General features: G+C 68.6%; 14 protein-coding genes. 8 read left to right on the plus strand and 6 right to left on the minus strand.

Translation table 11 applies throughout. The features are described 5' to 3' along the window. The first annotated feature begins 87 nt into the window (after window positions 1-87). From KALB_RS42805 to KALB_RS42815, 3 genes are all read left to right on the plus strand, one after another. Window positions 88-957, plus strand: coding sequence for an ABC transporter substrate-binding protein (locus tag KALB_RS42805; RefSeq protein ID WP_148309876.1), 870 nt, complete (start codon window positions 88-90; stop codon window positions 955-957). A gap of 4 nt (window positions 958-961) precedes the next feature. Further along, a complete protein-coding gene (locus tag KALB_RS42810; RefSeq protein ID WP_025361834.1) occupies window positions 962-1,774 on the plus strand; it encodes an amino acid ABC transporter permease in 813 nt (270 codons plus the stop codon). 73 nt (window positions 1,775-1,847) lie between these two features. After that, window positions 1,848-2,588: an amino acid ABC transporter ATP-binding protein gene (locus tag KALB_RS42815; protein WP_025361835.1), complete on the plus strand. Its 741-nt coding sequence runs from the start codon at window positions 1,848-1,850 to the stop codon at window positions 2,586-2,588. Window positions 2,589-2,633: 45 nt separating this feature from the next. Here the strand turns inward: KALB_RS42815 and KALB_RS42820 are convergent, their stop codons facing one another. Then, window positions 2,634-3,920, minus strand: coding sequence for an ROK family transcriptional regulator (locus KALB_RS42820; protein ID WP_025361836.1), 1,287 nt, complete (start codon window positions 3,918-3,920; stop codon window positions 2,634-2,636). Between the two features lie 103 nt (window positions 3,921-4,023). On the opposite strand from KALB_RS42820, the gene KALB_RS42825 reads away from it, so the two are divergent. From KALB_RS42825 to KALB_RS42845, 5 genes are all read left to right on the plus strand, one after another. Further along, a complete protein-coding gene (locus tag KALB_RS42825) occupies window positions 4,024-5,373 on the plus strand; it encodes an extracellular solute-binding protein (RefSeq protein ID WP_025361837.1) in 1,350 nt (449 codons plus the stop codon). A gap of 3 nt (window positions 5,374-5,376) precedes the next feature. Further along, window positions 5,377-6,252 carry a carbohydrate ABC transporter permease gene (locus KALB_RS42830; protein ID WP_030111362.1) on the plus strand — a complete coding sequence of 292 codons (876 nt, stop codon included), beginning with the start codon at window positions 5,377-5,379 and terminating at the stop codon, window positions 6,250-6,252. Between the two features lie 3 nt (window positions 6,253-6,255). Beyond that, window positions 6,256-7,068 carry a carbohydrate ABC transporter permease gene (locus tag KALB_RS42835; protein ID WP_025361838.1) on the plus strand — a complete coding sequence of 271 codons (813 nt, stop codon included), beginning with the start codon at window positions 6,256-6,258 and terminating at the stop codon, window positions 7,066-7,068. An 8-nt stretch (window positions 7,069-7,076) separates the two neighbouring features. After that, window positions 7,077-7,973 carry an ROK family protein gene (locus KALB_RS42840; RefSeq protein ID WP_025361839.1) on the plus strand — a complete coding sequence of 299 codons (897 nt, stop codon included), beginning with the start codon at window positions 7,077-7,079 and terminating at the stop codon, window positions 7,971-7,973. Between the two features lie 173 nt (window positions 7,974-8,146). Then, window positions 8,147-8,605 carry a hypothetical protein gene (locus tag KALB_RS42845; protein ID WP_148309877.1) on the plus strand — a complete coding sequence of 153 codons (459 nt, stop codon included), beginning with the start codon at window positions 8,147-8,149 and terminating at the stop codon, window positions 8,603-8,605. Here KALB_RS42845 and KALB_RS42850 read toward each other — a convergent pair. From KALB_RS42850 to KALB_RS42870, 5 genes are all read right to left on the minus strand, one after another. Continuing rightward, the gene (locus tag KALB_RS42850; protein WP_025361841.1) at window positions 8,602-10,605 is read right to left on the minus strand and encodes a hypothetical protein; all 2,004 of its coding nucleotides are present in this window, start codon (window positions 10,603-10,605) and stop codon (window positions 8,602-8,604) included. The two genes, KALB_RS42845 and KALB_RS42850, sit on opposite strands and share 4 nt — an antisense overlap. A 47-nt stretch (window positions 10,606-10,652) precedes the next feature. Next, window positions 10,653-11,258: a superantigen-like protein SSL4 gene (locus tag KALB_RS47375; protein ID WP_148309878.1), complete on the minus strand. Its 606-nt coding sequence runs from the start codon at window positions 11,256-11,258 to the stop codon at window positions 10,653-10,655. Between the two features lie 173 nt (window positions 11,259-11,431). Beyond that, window positions 11,432-13,087 (minus strand): monocarboxylate uptake permease MctP, encoded by a 1,656-nt coding sequence (gene mctP / locus KALB_RS42860; protein WP_025361843.1) that lies wholly within the window; start codon window positions 13,085-13,087, stop codon window positions 11,432-11,434. Beyond that, window positions 13,084-13,293 (minus strand): DUF3311 domain-containing protein, encoded by a 210-nt coding sequence (locus tag KALB_RS42865; RefSeq protein ID WP_025361844.1) that lies wholly within the window; start codon window positions 13,291-13,293, stop codon window positions 13,084-13,086. The genes mctP and KALB_RS42865 overlap by 4 nt, the downstream gene beginning before the upstream one ends. Window positions 13,294-13,385: 92 nt before the next feature. After that, the gene (locus KALB_RS42870) at window positions 13,386-14,828 is read right to left on the minus strand and encodes a M4 family metallopeptidase (RefSeq protein ID WP_025361845.1); all 1,443 of its coding nucleotides are present in this window, start codon (window positions 14,826-14,828) and stop codon (window positions 13,386-13,388) included. Window positions 14,829-14,840 lie beyond the last annotated feature (12 nt).

The following is a 14,840-nucleotide window of genomic DNA, read 5'->3' on the forward strand; positions in this document are numbered from 1 at the left end:
CGGGAGAGCGCTGCCCTCGTGGTAGCGCTCTCCCGCATGCTGGTCTGATCCACTTCTGAGTGTCCCCGCAGTCCCTCCGGTGGCAGGATGCCCAGGACCAGCACCGAGGAGGGGCGCGCCGTGAGCAGCCAGAACAGGTACCGGGTTCGGGCCGTGGCGCCCGTGCTGACACTCGTGTTGACCACCACGGGCTGCGTGGTGTCGACCACCGCGACCGGCACCGCCGCCGGTGGCACGGTGCAGCTGATCCAGTCCGGTGAGCTGCTCACGTGCAGCCACCTGCCCTACATCCCGTTCCAGTACCGGCAGGCCGACCGCAAGGTGGTCGGCTTCGACGTGGACCTGGTCGACCTGCTCGCCAAGCGGCTCGGCATCACCCAAGAGGTGATCGACACGCCCTGGGAGGGCATCCAGTCCGGGGCCGACCTGGACACCAACCTCTGCGACGTCACCGCGGGGGCCATGTCGATCACGCCGGCCCGCCGGAAGTCCTTCGACTTCTCCACCCCGTACTTCCACGCCACGCAGGCGCTGCTGACCAGGAAGGGCTCCGGGGTGTCCTCGCTGGAGACCGCCAGGGACAAGAAGGTCGGTGTGCAGACCGGGACCACTGGCGAGAAGTTCGTCAAGGAGTTCAACGACCGCAACGGCAACGCGGTCACCGCCGTGGCCTTCGAGGACTCCGCCCTGTTGGAGACCGCGGTCAAGACCGGCCAGGTGGACGCCTCCATCAACGACAACGGCATCCTCTACGACTACGCGAAGAAGAACCCGGAGTTGGAGATCACCGCGGAGTTCGACACCGACGACCAGTACGGCTTCGGTGTGCGCAAGGGAAACAGCGGCCTGCTCACCGAACTCAACGCGGCGCTGACCGGCGCTGCCGCGGACGGGAGCTACGCCAAGCTGTTCCAGAAGTGGTTCGGCAAGAACCCGACCTGGCTGCCGGGGCGGTGACCGGATGGCACTGACCCGACGCCAGCGCCGCGCGGCCTTCCGCGGCGCGCAGTACCTGCTCCTGGTCGCGGTTCTGCTCACCCTGGCCTTCACCGCCAACTGGGGTGAGCTGCAACGCGGCTTCTTCGACCTGGACGTCGCTGCCGAGCAGTTCCCGGACATCCTCAGCGTCGCGCTGGTCAACACGGTCGTCTACACCGTCGTCGGTTTCGCCTTCGGTGCCGTGCTCGGCCTGGTGCTCGCGCTGATGCGGCTGTCCTCGGTGGGGCCGTACCGGTGGATCGCCGCCGGCTACGTCGAGCTGTTCCGCGGTCTGCCAGCGTTGCTGGTGTTCATCGCCTTCGGCTTCGGCGTGCCGATCGCCTTCCACATCCGGTTCACCACGCTGTCCACGGTGATGCTGGCGCTGGGTCTGGTCGGCGCCGCCTACATCGCCGAGACCCTGCGCTCCGGCATCCAGGCCGTGCCGCGCGGTCAGGTCGAGGCGGCCCGTTCGCTGGGCATGTCGCAGGCCCGCGCCATGGTCAGCATCGTGATCCCGCAGGCGTTCCGCATCGTGCTGCCCTCGCTGACCAACGAGCTGATCCTGCTGGTCAAGGACTCCTCGCTGGTGTACCTGCTGGGCTTGACCGGGGCCCAGTACGAGCTGGCGAAGTTCGGCCGGGACGCGATGAACACCAACCCGACGCTGACCCCTGTCGTGGTGTCCGGCCTGTGCTACCTGGTGATCACGATCCCGCTGTCCTACCTGTCGCGCTGGCTGGAACGCCGTGGCAACGCACCGAAGAAGGACAGCGCGCTGGAGGTTCAGTCATGAGCGAGCTTGCGAGCGAATCATCAAGCACGGCGCCGGCGCGAAGCGCCGCACCGAGCGCCAGCGAGGTGCGGCGATGAGCGTTATAGAGATTTCCGGTCTACACAAGGCATTCGGCCCACTCCAGGTGTTGCGCGGCATCGACCTGTCGGTGGAGCGCGGGGACGTCGTGTGTGTCATCGGGCCGTCCGGTTCGGGCAAGTCCACCCTGCTGCGCTGCGTGAACCTGTTGGAGCAGCCCGATTCCGGCACGATCCTCGTGGGCGGCACCGAACTGACCGACCCGGACGTGGACATCGACCTGGCTCGGCGCAAACTGGGCATGGTGTTCCAGGGCTTCAACCTGTTCAGCCACCTCAGCGTGCTGGACAACCTGACCATCGCCCAGCGCAAGGTGTTGCGGCGCAGCGGTTCCGAGGCGGTGGAGACAGCTCGCCGCAACCTGGCCAAGGTCGGCCTCGCGGGCAAGGAGTCCGCCGTGCCCAGTCAGCTCTCCGGCGGCCAGCAGCAGCGCGCCGCGATCGCCAGGGCGCTGTCGATGAACCCCGAGGTGATGCTGTTCGACGAGCCGACCTCCGCGCTGGACCCGGAACTGGTCGGTGACGTGCTCGGCGTGATGCGCCAGCTCGCCGACGAGGGCATGACGATGATCGTCGTGACGCACGAGATGCAGTTCGCCCGCGAGGTGGCCGACCGGGTGCTGTTCATGGACGGCGGCGTGGTGGTCGAGCAGGGTCCCGCCGAGCAGGTCATCGGCGACCCTCAGGAGGAGCGGACCAGGACGTTCCTGGCCCGGGTGCTGAACCCGCTCAAGTAGTTGTACACAGGCGGCGAGTTGTGCACAACTGGATCTTGAGCAAGATCAACTGTCGGGGTGGGGCGGTAGACTGGTGCCGGGGACGCCCCCCTGGGAGTGGCGGGGGATGTTCATTGGTTGGTACGAGTTGATCTCGGTGCCGAGCAGGGTGGCGAGGCGGGGCGAGTAGGCGCCCTCCAGCACCAGCGAGGCGGCGCCGATGGCCCCGGCGTCCTCGCCGATCGCGGAGGGCCGCACGGTCGGGGAGAGCACGGCGCGGGCGAAAACGCGCTCGCGCAGCACCCGCTCGGCCTCGTCGCGGACCAGTTCGCCGACGTGCCGCAGCGCGGGACCGCCGAGCACGACGGTGTCCACGTCGAGCAGGTTGACCACGTCACCGAGCACGGCACCGATCCGCCGGGCGGCCTCGGTGAGCAGCCGGACCTCGTAGTCCGCGCCTTTCGCGGCGGCCCGGCACAGCACCTCGTACTCACCGGCCACGGACTCGGCGGGCCCCTCCAGCCCGCGGTCGGCGCGGGCCTGCGCGACGATCGCGCGCATCGAGCAGTACGCCTCGAGGCAGCCGTGCTTGCCGCAGAAGCAGAGCCGCCCGCCGGGCTGCACGGTGACGTGCCCGAGCTCGCCCGCGTTGCCGGTGGTGCCGCGGTGCACCTGGTCGGCGAGCACCAGGCCACCGCCGATGCCCGCCCCGCAGTAGACGTACAGGAACGAGCCCGCGGCGCCACCGACCCAGCGCTCACCGATCGCGGCGGCGGTCGCGTCGTTGTCGATCACCACGGGCAGCCGGGTGCGCTGTTCGAGCACATCGGCCAGTGCCACATCGGTCCAGCCGTCCAGGTTCGGCGGCATGATCAGGCGCCTGCGCTGCGCGTCGAGCGGGCCGGGTGCGGCCACGCCGAGCCCGAGCACCCGCGCACGGGGCACGCCCGCGCGGCGCAGCAACTGGGTGAGCAGCCTGCCCATGGTGCCGACCACGGCGCCGGGGCTGCTGTCCTGGGCGTGCCACTGGCTGCGGGCGACCACCCCGCCCGCCAGGTCGAGCACCACACCGGTGAGCCGCTCGGGGTCGATGTGCACACCGGCCGCGTAGTAGGCGGAGGGCACCACGCGCAGCAGCACCCGGGGCTTGCCGCCGGTGGAGCGGGCCGTGCCCGCCTCGGCGACCAGTCCCTCCCCGATCAGCCTGCGCACGATGTTGGACACGGTCTGCGGGGTCAGCCCGGTGCGTTCGGCCAGCTCAACGCGGCTCACCTCACCGAGTGAGCGGATCGTGTCCAGCACGACGGCCCGGTTGAAGCCGCCGACCCTGGGCAGGTTGGTGCCCGTTCGCATGGTCTCCATGGTTGTCGTGAATGGTTGACTTCGTCCATCCAATGGATTTACGGTCACCCTCAAGTGTGGTCTGGGTCTCAGTATCACCTCGGGGAGGGACACCGTGCTGCTCAGGACGGTCACCACCGGGCTCACCGTCGTCGCGCTGGGTCTGACCGCGGCGGCGTGCGGGGCACCCGCGACGGACAGCAAGACGATCAGGGTCGTCTACCGCAACTACAGCGACTTCCCGCAGATGGACGACTTCATGAAGGTCGTCAAGAAGGAGTTCGAGGCGGCCAACCCCGGCCTGACCGCCCAGCTCAACCCGATCACCAGCCTGGACTCCGACTACCTGGCCAAGGTCCAGCTGATGCAGCGCTCCCCGTCCACCGCCCCGGACGTGCTGTTCGAGGACAGCTACAACGTGAACGCGGACGCGGCGGCGGGCTACCTGCTGCCGCTGGACGACCAGCTCAAGAACTGGCCGGACTGGAACGAGCAGTTCATCGACGCGACCAAGCAGGCGGGCCGCGCCACGGACGGCAAGACCTACGCGGTGCCGATGGGCACCGACACGCGCGGGATCTGGTTCAACAAGACCGTGTTCGCCAAGGCCGGGCTGCCCACCGACTGGCACCCGACCAGTTGGGACGAGGTGCTCGCGGCGGCACGCAAGATCAAGCAGAGCCAGCCCGACGTGGAGCCGATGTACATGCCGCTGGGCAAGCCGTCCACCGAGGCGGTGTCCATGCAGACGCTGGAGATGTTGCTGTACGGCACGGACACCAAGGACCTGTACAGCGAGTCGGACAAGAAGTGGGTGGCGCCGAGCAAGGGCATGAACGACGCACTGCACTTCGTGTCCACGGCGATGACCGAGCACCTGGCGCAGACCGCGGCCGAGGCGGAGGACACGCAGTTCGCGGCCACGCAGATGACCACGCGCATGTCCAAGGACAAGATCGGGTTCATGATCGACGGCGGCTGGTACGCCCGCTACTGGGCGCCCGGCGGAGTCTCGCCATGGCCGGAGTGGACCAAGACCATGGGCACCACGGCGTTCCCGACCCAGCACGGCCAGGCCCCCGGCAAGGTCACGCTGTCCGGCGGCTGGACGCTCGCGGTGGGCGGCAGCACCGGCAACGCCGAGGCCGCGTTCAAGTTCCTCACGGTGGCGCTGAACAAGAAGAACTCCACCGACATCGACGTGAACTGCTCCTGGCTGCCGGTGCGCAAGGACGTGCGCGCGGATCCGCGGCTGGCCGAGAAGGACCCGACCGTGCCGTTCTGGAGCGACCTGGTGTCGATCACCCGGTACCGGCCGACCCTGCCCGAGTACCCGCAGGTGTCCAACGCGATGCAGGTCGCGGCCGACTCCGTGGTCAACGGCGGCGACCCCGACCAGGCCACGCGGAAGTGGGTCGAGGACGTGCAGAAGGTCGTCGGCGCCGACAAGACCAGGAACGGCTGATCCTTGGCGCGCAACGGGAAGCGGGTCCTCGCCTGGCTACCGCCGATGGCGCCCTCGTTCGTCCTGCTCGGACTGTTCGTGGTGGGCCCCATCGCCTGGTGCCTGTACGCGGCGTTCACCAACACCGCGCTGACCGGGATCGCGGCCCGCCGACCGCAGTTCGTCGGGCTGGACAACTTCAAGAACCTGTTCACCAGCGCCGATGTCGGCGCCTCGCTCTGGCTGACCGTGCTGTTCGTGCTGGGCTCGGCGGTGGTCGGCCAGAACGGCGCGGGCATGCTGCTCGCGGTGTTCATGCAGCGCCGCAGCCGGGTGCTGCGCGGGATCGTCGGCACGATCGTGGTCGCGGCATGGGTGCTGCCGGAAGTGGTTGCGGCGTTTGCGGTGTACGCCTTCCTGAACACCAACGGCACGTTGAACGAGGTGCTCGGCGCGCTCGGACTGGGCGGCCAGAACTGGCTCTACACGGCGCCCCTGTTCGCCGTGGTACTGGCGAACATCTGGCGTGGCACGGCTTTCTCCATGCTGGTGTACCAGGCGGCGCTGAGCGAGGTGCCCAGCGACCTGACCGAGGCCGCCGAGGTGGACGGGGCGGGGCCGGTGCGCCGGTTCTGGCACGTGGTGCTGCCGGTGATCCGGCGCACCGTGGTGACCAACCTGATGCTGATCACCCTGCAGACGCTCGGTGTGTTCGCGCTGATCTTCGTGCTGACCGCGGGCGGTCCGGACAACAAGACGCGCACCCTGCCGCTGCTGATGTACGAGCAGGCCTTCAAGTTCGGCCAGATCGGCTACGGCACGGCCATCGCGGTGGTGCTGCTCGCGCTGGGCGCGGTGTTCTCCCTGGTCTACATCCGCAGCCTGAAGACGGAGGTGTGAGCGGTGCGCCTTTCGATCGTGGTCAACCTCGTGCTCGCCCTCGTGGCCCTGCTGTTCCTCGCCCCGCTGCTGTGGCTGGTCACCGCCTCCTTCGATGCCCGCGCGGGCTTCACGGCCAAGCTGCCCGAGCAGTTCACGCTGTCCAACTTCGGTGCCGTGCTCACCTGGGACGTCGGCGGCCGTCCACTGCTCAACGGCCTGCTGATCAGCGGTGGAGCTGCGGTCGTCACGGTGGTGGTAGCGGTGCTGGCCGCGTACCCGTTGTCCCGCTACCAACTGCGGTTCCGGCGGCCGTTCCTGTACACGATCCTGTTCACCACGGGCCTGCCGGTGACGGCGATCATGGTCCCGGTGTACGGCCTGTTCGTGCGGCTGAACCTGATCGACTCGCTGGCGGGCACCATGCTGTTCATGGCGGCCACCTCGCTGCCGATGGCGATCTGGATGACCAAGAACTTCATGGACGGGGTGCCGGTCAGCCTGGAGGAGGCCGCCTGGGTGGACGGGGCCTCGCCGATGCAGGCGCTGCGCCGCATCGTGCTGCCGCTGATGCTGCCCGGCGTGGCCGTGGTGGCGATCTTCAACTTCATCGCGGCCTGGGGCAACTTCTTCGTGCCCTTCGTGCTGCTGCTCGACCCGGCCAAGCAACCGGCCTCGGTGAACATCTTCTCGTTCTTCGGCGAGCACGGCATGGTCGCCTATGGGCAGCTGGCCGCGTACTCGATCGTCTACACCACCCCGGTGATCGGGCTGTACCTGCTGGTGTCGCGGGCGCTGGGCGGCGGATTCACCATGTCAGGGGCGGTCAAGGCATAGTGGCTGCCGTGACTGACCACGTGCTGGCTCTGGACATCGGCGGCACCAAGATCGCGGCCGGACTGGTGGACTCAGCGGGTTCGGTGCTGCGCAGCGCCGTGCGGCCGACCCCCGCGCTGGACGGGGAGCTGGCGTTCACCGCCGTGCGCGAGGCCGTGGCGGAGGTGCTCGACGGCGAGTCTCCCTCGGCCGTGGGCATCGGCTGCGCCGGGCCGGTGGACACCGTCGAGGGCACGGTGAGCCCGATCAACGTGACCGGCTGGCAACGGTTCCCGCTGCGCGAGCGGGTCAGTGAGCTGGTGCCTGGCGTGCCGGTGGAACTGGCCGGGGACGGGGTGTGCATCGCGCTGGCCGAGCACCGGCTCGGGGCGGGCACCGCGAACCGGTTCATGATCGGCATGGTGGTGTCCACGGGGGTCGGCGGCGGGCTGGTGCTGGACGGCAAGCCCTTCGGCGGGCGCACCGGCAACGCGGGCCACATCGGTCACGTCGTGGTGGAACCGGACGGCTGGCCGTGCACCTGCGGCGGGCGGGGCTGTGTGGAGACCGTGGCCAGCGGGCCGAACATGGTGCGCTGGGCGCGGGAACAGGGCTGGCAGGGCGCCGACGCGATCGAACTGGAGCGCTCGGCACGGGCCGGTGACGAGGTCGCGCGGACCGCCTTCGAGCGGGGTGGGGCCGCGGTCGGCTACGCGATCGCTGCCGCGGGCGCGATCTGCGACCTGGACCTGGCCGTGATCGGCGGCGGGGTCGCGCGGGCCGGTGAGCTGCTGTTCGACCCGATCCGGCGCGCGCTGGACGTGCACGCCGGACTGTCCTACTTGGACGGTCTGCGGGTGGTGCGGGCAGCTCTTGACAGCCAGTCCGGCCTGGTCGGAGCCGCTGCGCTGGTGACGGGCCACTGAGGTTGTCCACAGCCGCCGAGTTGTCCACATGTGGATCTCCAGCAAGATCAACGTGGTGCTGCTGGCGGTAGACTGGACTTGGGGTCGCCCCCCGAGGTGTGGTGGGGGCTTTTCATGGGTGGTGAGTAGTAGCACCGATTCCCCCGGTCATCGCTCGCGCCAGGCTCGGTCACATGTCGAACAGGGTGAAGCGCGGACTTCTCATGATCGGCCTGGGCCTCGGCGCGGGGGCCACCGGGCTGGTGTGGTCGAACCTGGGGTCCGACTCGCTGGTCAACCTCGTCGCGATCAGCATCTGGCCGAAGCCGTGGTCGATCAACTACGGGGTGGACGAGCACAGGGTCGCCACGGTGACCGTCTACCAGCACGAGGACGGTGCGCCGCACGAGCGGTACTACACGCCCGTCGAGAAGTACTCCGGCACCCAGGCGCAGGCCACGGAGTGGATGAACGCGCGCTACCAGCGGTTGGCGGAGGCGAACGGCTACCCGTTCAGGCAAGCGTGCGGGCCCGCGCTCGGGTACACCGGCTTGGGCGTGGCGGCCGCGGGGGTCGGGACGCTGGTGCTGCGCAGGGCGAGTTGGGGTGCTCGTCAGGAGGCTGAGGCTCCCGACGAGCACCCCACCGACTAGCTCGGCAGCGTGAAGCTCAGCGTGCCGGTGCTGAGGGTGTACGCCGAGCGCTCACCCGCGTAGGCCTCGCCGTAGACCGCCGAACCGCCGGTCAGCGTGCCGTTCGGCGCGGTGAACGGGACCCGGGTGCCGGTGGCCGTCTGGATGACCACGGTGTTGCCCTGGATGTACCCGCTCACCGAACCCGAACCGACCGCGTTGTGCCACGCGGCCTGGTCCTTCATGACCTGCCCGGCACCGGCGAGCACCTTCTGCGTCACCGGCGTGTTGTCGGCGAAGGCGGCCCGGTAGGTGCTGAGCACGTCGCCGACCACGGAGTAGGCGAGCCGGTCGCCGGTCAGGTTGGACTGGTGCATGTAGAACGGCCTCGGGTCGTTGGACAGCACGTCCCGCATGGCGTTCACGGTCTGCATCGGCACGATGTACGAGGCGAACCCGGTCGACTCGCTCAGCGGGGAGATGCAGGTCATGATCGTCGGGTTGTCCTCGCACAACCCGCTGCCGCCGTTGGCCCGCGAGGTGTAGATCCAGTTGTACTCGTTGACCATCGCGCTGGCGGTGGACACGTTGTAGTACACGTCCAGCGGGTGGCGTGGCACGGTCTCGGTGGCGCCGACCAGTCGCTGGGCGGGCTGGCGGGAGGCGTCGGCCCCGGTCCACTTGATCCCGTTGGCGGTCAGCGCCAGCACGAAGTTCGGGTTGTCCTGCGGCTGCTGCGGCAGGATGTACAGCCCCGAGTGCTCGCCGGAGATCAGCTCAGTGGTGTCGATCGGCAGGCCCTTGGCGTTGGCCCAGGCCACGTTCTGCGAGATCTGGTTGCTGACCGAGGCCAGCGAGTCCCACACGGTGTTGCCCAGTGCGTCCTTGGTGCACTGCCACGGCACCACGGTCACGTTCTGCACGCAGCCGAGGAACTCGTGGTTGTAGGTGTGGTTGACCCAGTGGAAGTTGTTCTTGCTGGCCAGGAACGAGGTCAGCAGCGGATCCGAGCCGTTGTCGGCCACGTAGTCCTCACTGCCGCCGCCGTTGTAGGCCATCTCCAGCTGGAAACCTTGCTGCTGCTGCCAGTTCACCGCGTACGTGACGTCCGCGGGCACCATGCGCACCGACTGCTCGGGCAGGTTGGACCCGACCGGGCAGTCCACGTCACCGGGGGTGCAGTGGTAGGTGGTGTTCCACAGGTCGTCGCCCATCAGCACGTCGTCGATGTCGACGTTGAGATAGTTGCGGTTGTACCCCAGGTGCACGCCCTTGGTCATCCAGGTGACGATGCCGTGGGCCAGCAACTGGTACTGCCGCTGCAAGCTGTTGTACGCGAAGGTGATCACCAGCTCGGTGATCCCGTCATGGCTGTACTCGCCGACCAGCGAGCCGGTGGTGCTGCCGTCCGGGGAGGTGCCGCTGACCAGGGTCTTGTAGCCCGCGGCCAACGGGGTGGCCAGGTAGCCCCAGCTCTGCGAGTAGCCCGAGGTGCTCGGCTCGAAGGCCACCGGTCCGCGCAGGTAGTCGAACGGCCCGCTCAGGCCGTCCGCGCTGACGTGCCCGGTGGTGGCGTCCAGGGTGCCCGCGTAACCGGCGTAGTTCAGGCCCACCGCGGGGTTCGCCCAGTTGTAGGCGTCGACCTGGCGGATGCCGAACTGCGCCTCGTAGGCGGTCAGCGCGGCCATCTCGGCGGAGCCGGAGGCGAACGGGTTGTTGTTGGGCAGCACCACGGCCTGGTACTTCGCCTCGGGGGCACCGCCCGCGGTGCCGGACAGGAAGTTGGCGTCGATCGTGGGCCGTGACGGGGAGTTCAGGTCGACCGTGGTGAACGGCACGCCCTCGTTGGTCAGTTCCTGGGCGATGGCCTGGGTACCCACGTCCCCGCTGGTGACGACGAGCACCTTCAGGTCGATGCGCGGCGCGGGATCCGCACCGGCGGGTAAGGCTCCGGTCAACGTCAGCGCCGTGCTGACGGCCAGTGCCGCGCCGAGCGGTGCGGCGTGGCGGCGTCTAGCCATGAGTGGGTGGATCCCTTCGGTTGATTGCTGTTCCCCCACTGGACGGTTCACCGCGCGAGATCGGACAGGCGCGTCATCACCTGCTTGAGAGCCTCGCTACTGGTGCCGATCTCCTTGGTGGCGCTGGAGATCTGGCCGGCGTTGTTCGCCTTGGTGCCGGTGACGCACTCGGCGGCGCCGTGGTCGAAACCGGCGAGGGCGCCGGCCCACGCGCGTTGCGTGGTCTCATCGGGAATCGGCTGGTACGCCTTGGCCGCACGCACATTCTTGGCCAGCGATTCACAGGCGTTTGCCAGGTTCGGACCGCCCGAGTTGCTGCGGCCCGCGAGAACCTGTGAGGAATCTGCCAACAATCCGCTGGTCTGCTGAAGGCCACCGCCCTGGAGCCAATTCACCAGTGCGGGCGGCGCCGTTCCGGGGGCACCGCTCACCGTTCCGGAAGGAGTTGTCACATGCGCATTCGACGGTGAGACGGAAGGTGTCGTGGTGGGCGCCTCACTCGCCGAGGTGCTGGTGACCGTAGCGTTGGCGCTGGTCACGGGCTGTTCATCGGAACCGGTCCCGAACAGCACGAATGCCAGGCCTGAAAGCGCGACCACTGCCACGATGCCAGCGGTAGCCCAGCGTGCCTTGGCCGAACCGAGCGGTCGCACGATGTCACCTTCCGGTTACCGGGTTCCGAGCGGAATCCCTGACGCCTGGTGACATCGACAATCCGAGGCCGGTGTTACCGGGCCCGTGAATTTATCCGGAGCGCGACCCCCGGTTCAGCGCTGAGTAATGCGAAGGGGGCGACACGCGTGCGTGTCGCCCCCTTGTACCCGGCTCAGTGCTGGCCGACGGGACGCAGCTTGGGGTCCCCGTCCTCGACCTCGTAGTCGGTGGTGTCGGTCTGGTCCGTGCCGTTGAACCACTTGGCCTGGCGGGCGATGACGGTGACGACCACGGCCACCACCAGGTTCGCCACCAGGGCGACGGCGCCGACGTAGATCTGCACCTGGGAACCGGCGAAGGGCTGCCAGCCGAGCAGGTTCAGCTTGTCCAGGGTCAGCGCGGAGCCGCCGAAGTGGGCCTTTCCGTTGCTGGGGTTGGGGATCGTGTACAGCAGGTACAGGCCCCAGCCCATACCCACGACCCAGCCCGCGATCAGGCCCCACTTGTGCAGCCAGCGCGTGTAGAGCGCGATCGCCACGGCGGGCAGGGTCTGCAGGATCATCACCCCGCCGATCAGTTGCAGGTCGATGGAGAACTGCGGGTCCACGAACAGCACGAAGGCCACCGCACCGAACTTCACGATCAGCGAGGCGAGCTTGGCCTGGGTGGCCTCCTGCTTCGGTGTCGCGTCGCGGTGCAGGAACTCCTTGTAGATGTTGCGGGTCCACAGGTTGGCCGCGGCGATGGACATGATCGCGGCGGGGACCAGCGCGCCGATGCCGATCGCGGCGAAGGCGATGCCGGCGAACCAGGCGGGGAACTCGTGGCCGAACAGCACCGGCACGATCGTGTTGGAGTCGGGCTTGCCGGTGGCCTGGTTGACGATCGGCTTGGCCCCGGAGACCAGCGCGATGTAGCCCAGCAGCGCGAGCAGACCGAGCACCAGGGAGTACGCGGGCAGCGCGACCATGTTCTTCTTGATGACCTTGCGGCCCTTGGAGGCCAGGATCCCGGTCAGCGAGTGCGGGTACAGGAACAGCGCCAGCGCCGAGCCCAGCGCCAGGGTCGCGTACTGCAACTGGTTGCTGGGGCTGAGCAGGATCGAGCCGGAGGGCTTTCCGGTGACCGGGTTGGGCTTGGCCAGCGCGCTCGCCGCGTTGTCGAAGATCGCGCTCCAGCCGCCGAACTTGGTCGGCAGGTAGAAGATCGCGACCAGGATGACCAGGTAGATCAGGGCGTCCTTGACGAAGGCGATCAGCGCGGGCGCGCGCAGCCCGGACTGGTAGGTGTAGACCGCGAGGATCACGAAGGCCACGAACAGCGGCAGGTGGCCGAGCAGCCCGCTGCCGTTGATGCCCATCGTGCGCAGCACCGACTCCAGGCCGACCAGTTGCAGCGCGATGTAGGGCATGGTGGCGACGATGCCGGTGATGGCGATCAGCAGGGCCAGCAGCGGGGAGCCGTACCGGCCGCGCACGAAGTCGGCGGGCGTCACGTAGCCGTGCACCCGGGAGACCGACCACATGCGTTGCAGCGGCAGGAAGACGATCGGGTACAGCACCACCGTGTAGGGCAGGGCGTAGAAGCCCAGCGCACCGGCGCCGAAGATCAGCGCGGGCACGGCAACGAAGGTGTAGGCGGTGTAGAGGTCACCGCCGACGAGGAACCAGGTGATCCAGGCGCCGAACTTGCGCCCGCCAAGGCCCCACTCGTCGAGGTGGTCCAGGGTGGCACCGGCCCGCCAGCGCGATGCGACGAAGCCCATCACGGTGACGAGCACGAACAGCACGCCGAACACGCACAGCTGGACGATCTGCTCCGTGGTCACTGGCCCTCACCCCGCGACTTGAGGTAGACGACCCCGACGCAGATCACGCCGACCGGTACGAAGGCGAACTGGTACCAGTAGAAGAACGGCATGCCGAACAGCCGAGGCTGGTCGAAGTTGAACCACGACGTGACCAACATGAGCAGTGGTACCAGCAGCAGCAGGTTCCACGGGTTCCGCTTGCGCGGTGGTGGCTGTTCAGCCATGACGATCCTCCCGGCCCCATCTCGTGACGCGGATGTTAAGCCGGGAGGATCGCCGTTCGCCCATCAGTGGGGTCGAATCGTGATTTCGCGGGTCAGGCCGGGTCCTGGTCAAGCTGGGTGGCCTTCACCGCGTTGGCGACCTGGGTGCAGTCGTCTGCGGTGATGCCCGCGGTGCCGTTCTGGGCCAGCGCGGAACAGGAGGAGTTCAGTGCCTTGCCCAGGTCGGGGAAGGTGGCGCTCGGGGTCAGCAGGTTCTCCACGCCCCACCAGACCTGCACGGCCTTGTCGATGCCAAGGCCGCGCACGGTCTGCCCGTTGAAGGTGTCCCCGTCGGTGATCAGGTAGTCGGCCTTGTTCACCACGCCGTCGTTGATGTGCTCGTCCGGGTTGTTGGTGTCCCAGCCGGGGCCGTTGACGCGGTCGGGCTGCGGCTTCTTGGAGGAGCGCGGGTCCTTCATGTTGCGGATGACGCCCAGCGAGGTGCCCGCGCCCAGGTTCCAGCGGTTGGCCCCGGTGCTGTTCGGGTCGTTCGCGGTGAGCGCGATGAACTTGCCGAACACGTCGGAGATGCCCTCGTTGAGCGAGGCCGCCTGGCCGCCGCCCAGGCCGGAGGTGTGCTGGGTGACCCCGTGGGTCAGCTCGTGCCCGGTGACGTCGTCGGTGGTGACGCCCTCGCCGAAGCCCATCTGCTCGCCGTTCCAGAAGGCGTTCAGGTACGGGCAGGGGTAGTTCGGCACGCAGATGCGCACGGTGCCGCGCAGGGCCTTGCCGGTGCCGTCGCCGAAGTCCACGCCCAGCAGGTCGGTCAGGTCCACGCCCACCTTGTCGGCGTAGAACTTCGAGGCGTCACCGAAGAAGTTGTAGACGTTGTTGACGTCGGCCACGCTGGACTGGGCGCCGCCCTCGCGCCGGGTCACGGTGAACTTCGAGCCGCAGCGGATGCCGCTGAACTGGTTGCTGACCATCTGGCGGTTGGCGTCGCAGACGTCCCGGTTCAGCGCCTCGCGCACCTCCGACCAGGAGGTGAGCACCTCGTTGCTGCCCGCCTTGACGACCTCGGTCCACTTCTGGTCGGCCCGCGTGCCGCGCACCACGACCTGGTAGCTGGGCACCGCGACGGACTCGCCGCGCGCCCCGCCCAGGGTGGTGTCGTACCAGTAGGGCTGCGGGGTGTCGGCGGTCAGCTCGGAGAGGGCGAGTCCGCTGCTCCTGGCCACGTCGGCCAGGGCCGCGGTGTCCGCGCCCGCCGGGCTGGCCGGGAACTGACCGGTCGAGCGGCGGGTGGTCTTGCCCAGGGTGGCCATGACCTTGCCCTCGCGGTCCAGGGTCCGCACGAGCTGCCCGCCGTACACCGGCACCCCGCCGATCTCCTGCTGGTAGCGCACGACGCTGCCGAAGGGCATCGCCCGCGAGCTCACCTGGTGCAGGGTCGGCTGTGCCTCGGCGGTTCCGACGGCCCCCAGCGCAGTGGCCGCCAGCGCGATGGTCGTCGCGCCGGCGGCCAGTGCACCACCGATAACTCGATTGCGTGACACTCATACACCTCC

It is taken from the genome of Kutzneria viridogrisea DSM 43870, assembly GCF_000525635.1.
GTDB classification, from domain to species: Bacteria; Actinomycetota; Actinomycetes; order Mycobacteriales; family Pseudonocardiaceae; genus Kutzneria; species Kutzneria viridogrisea.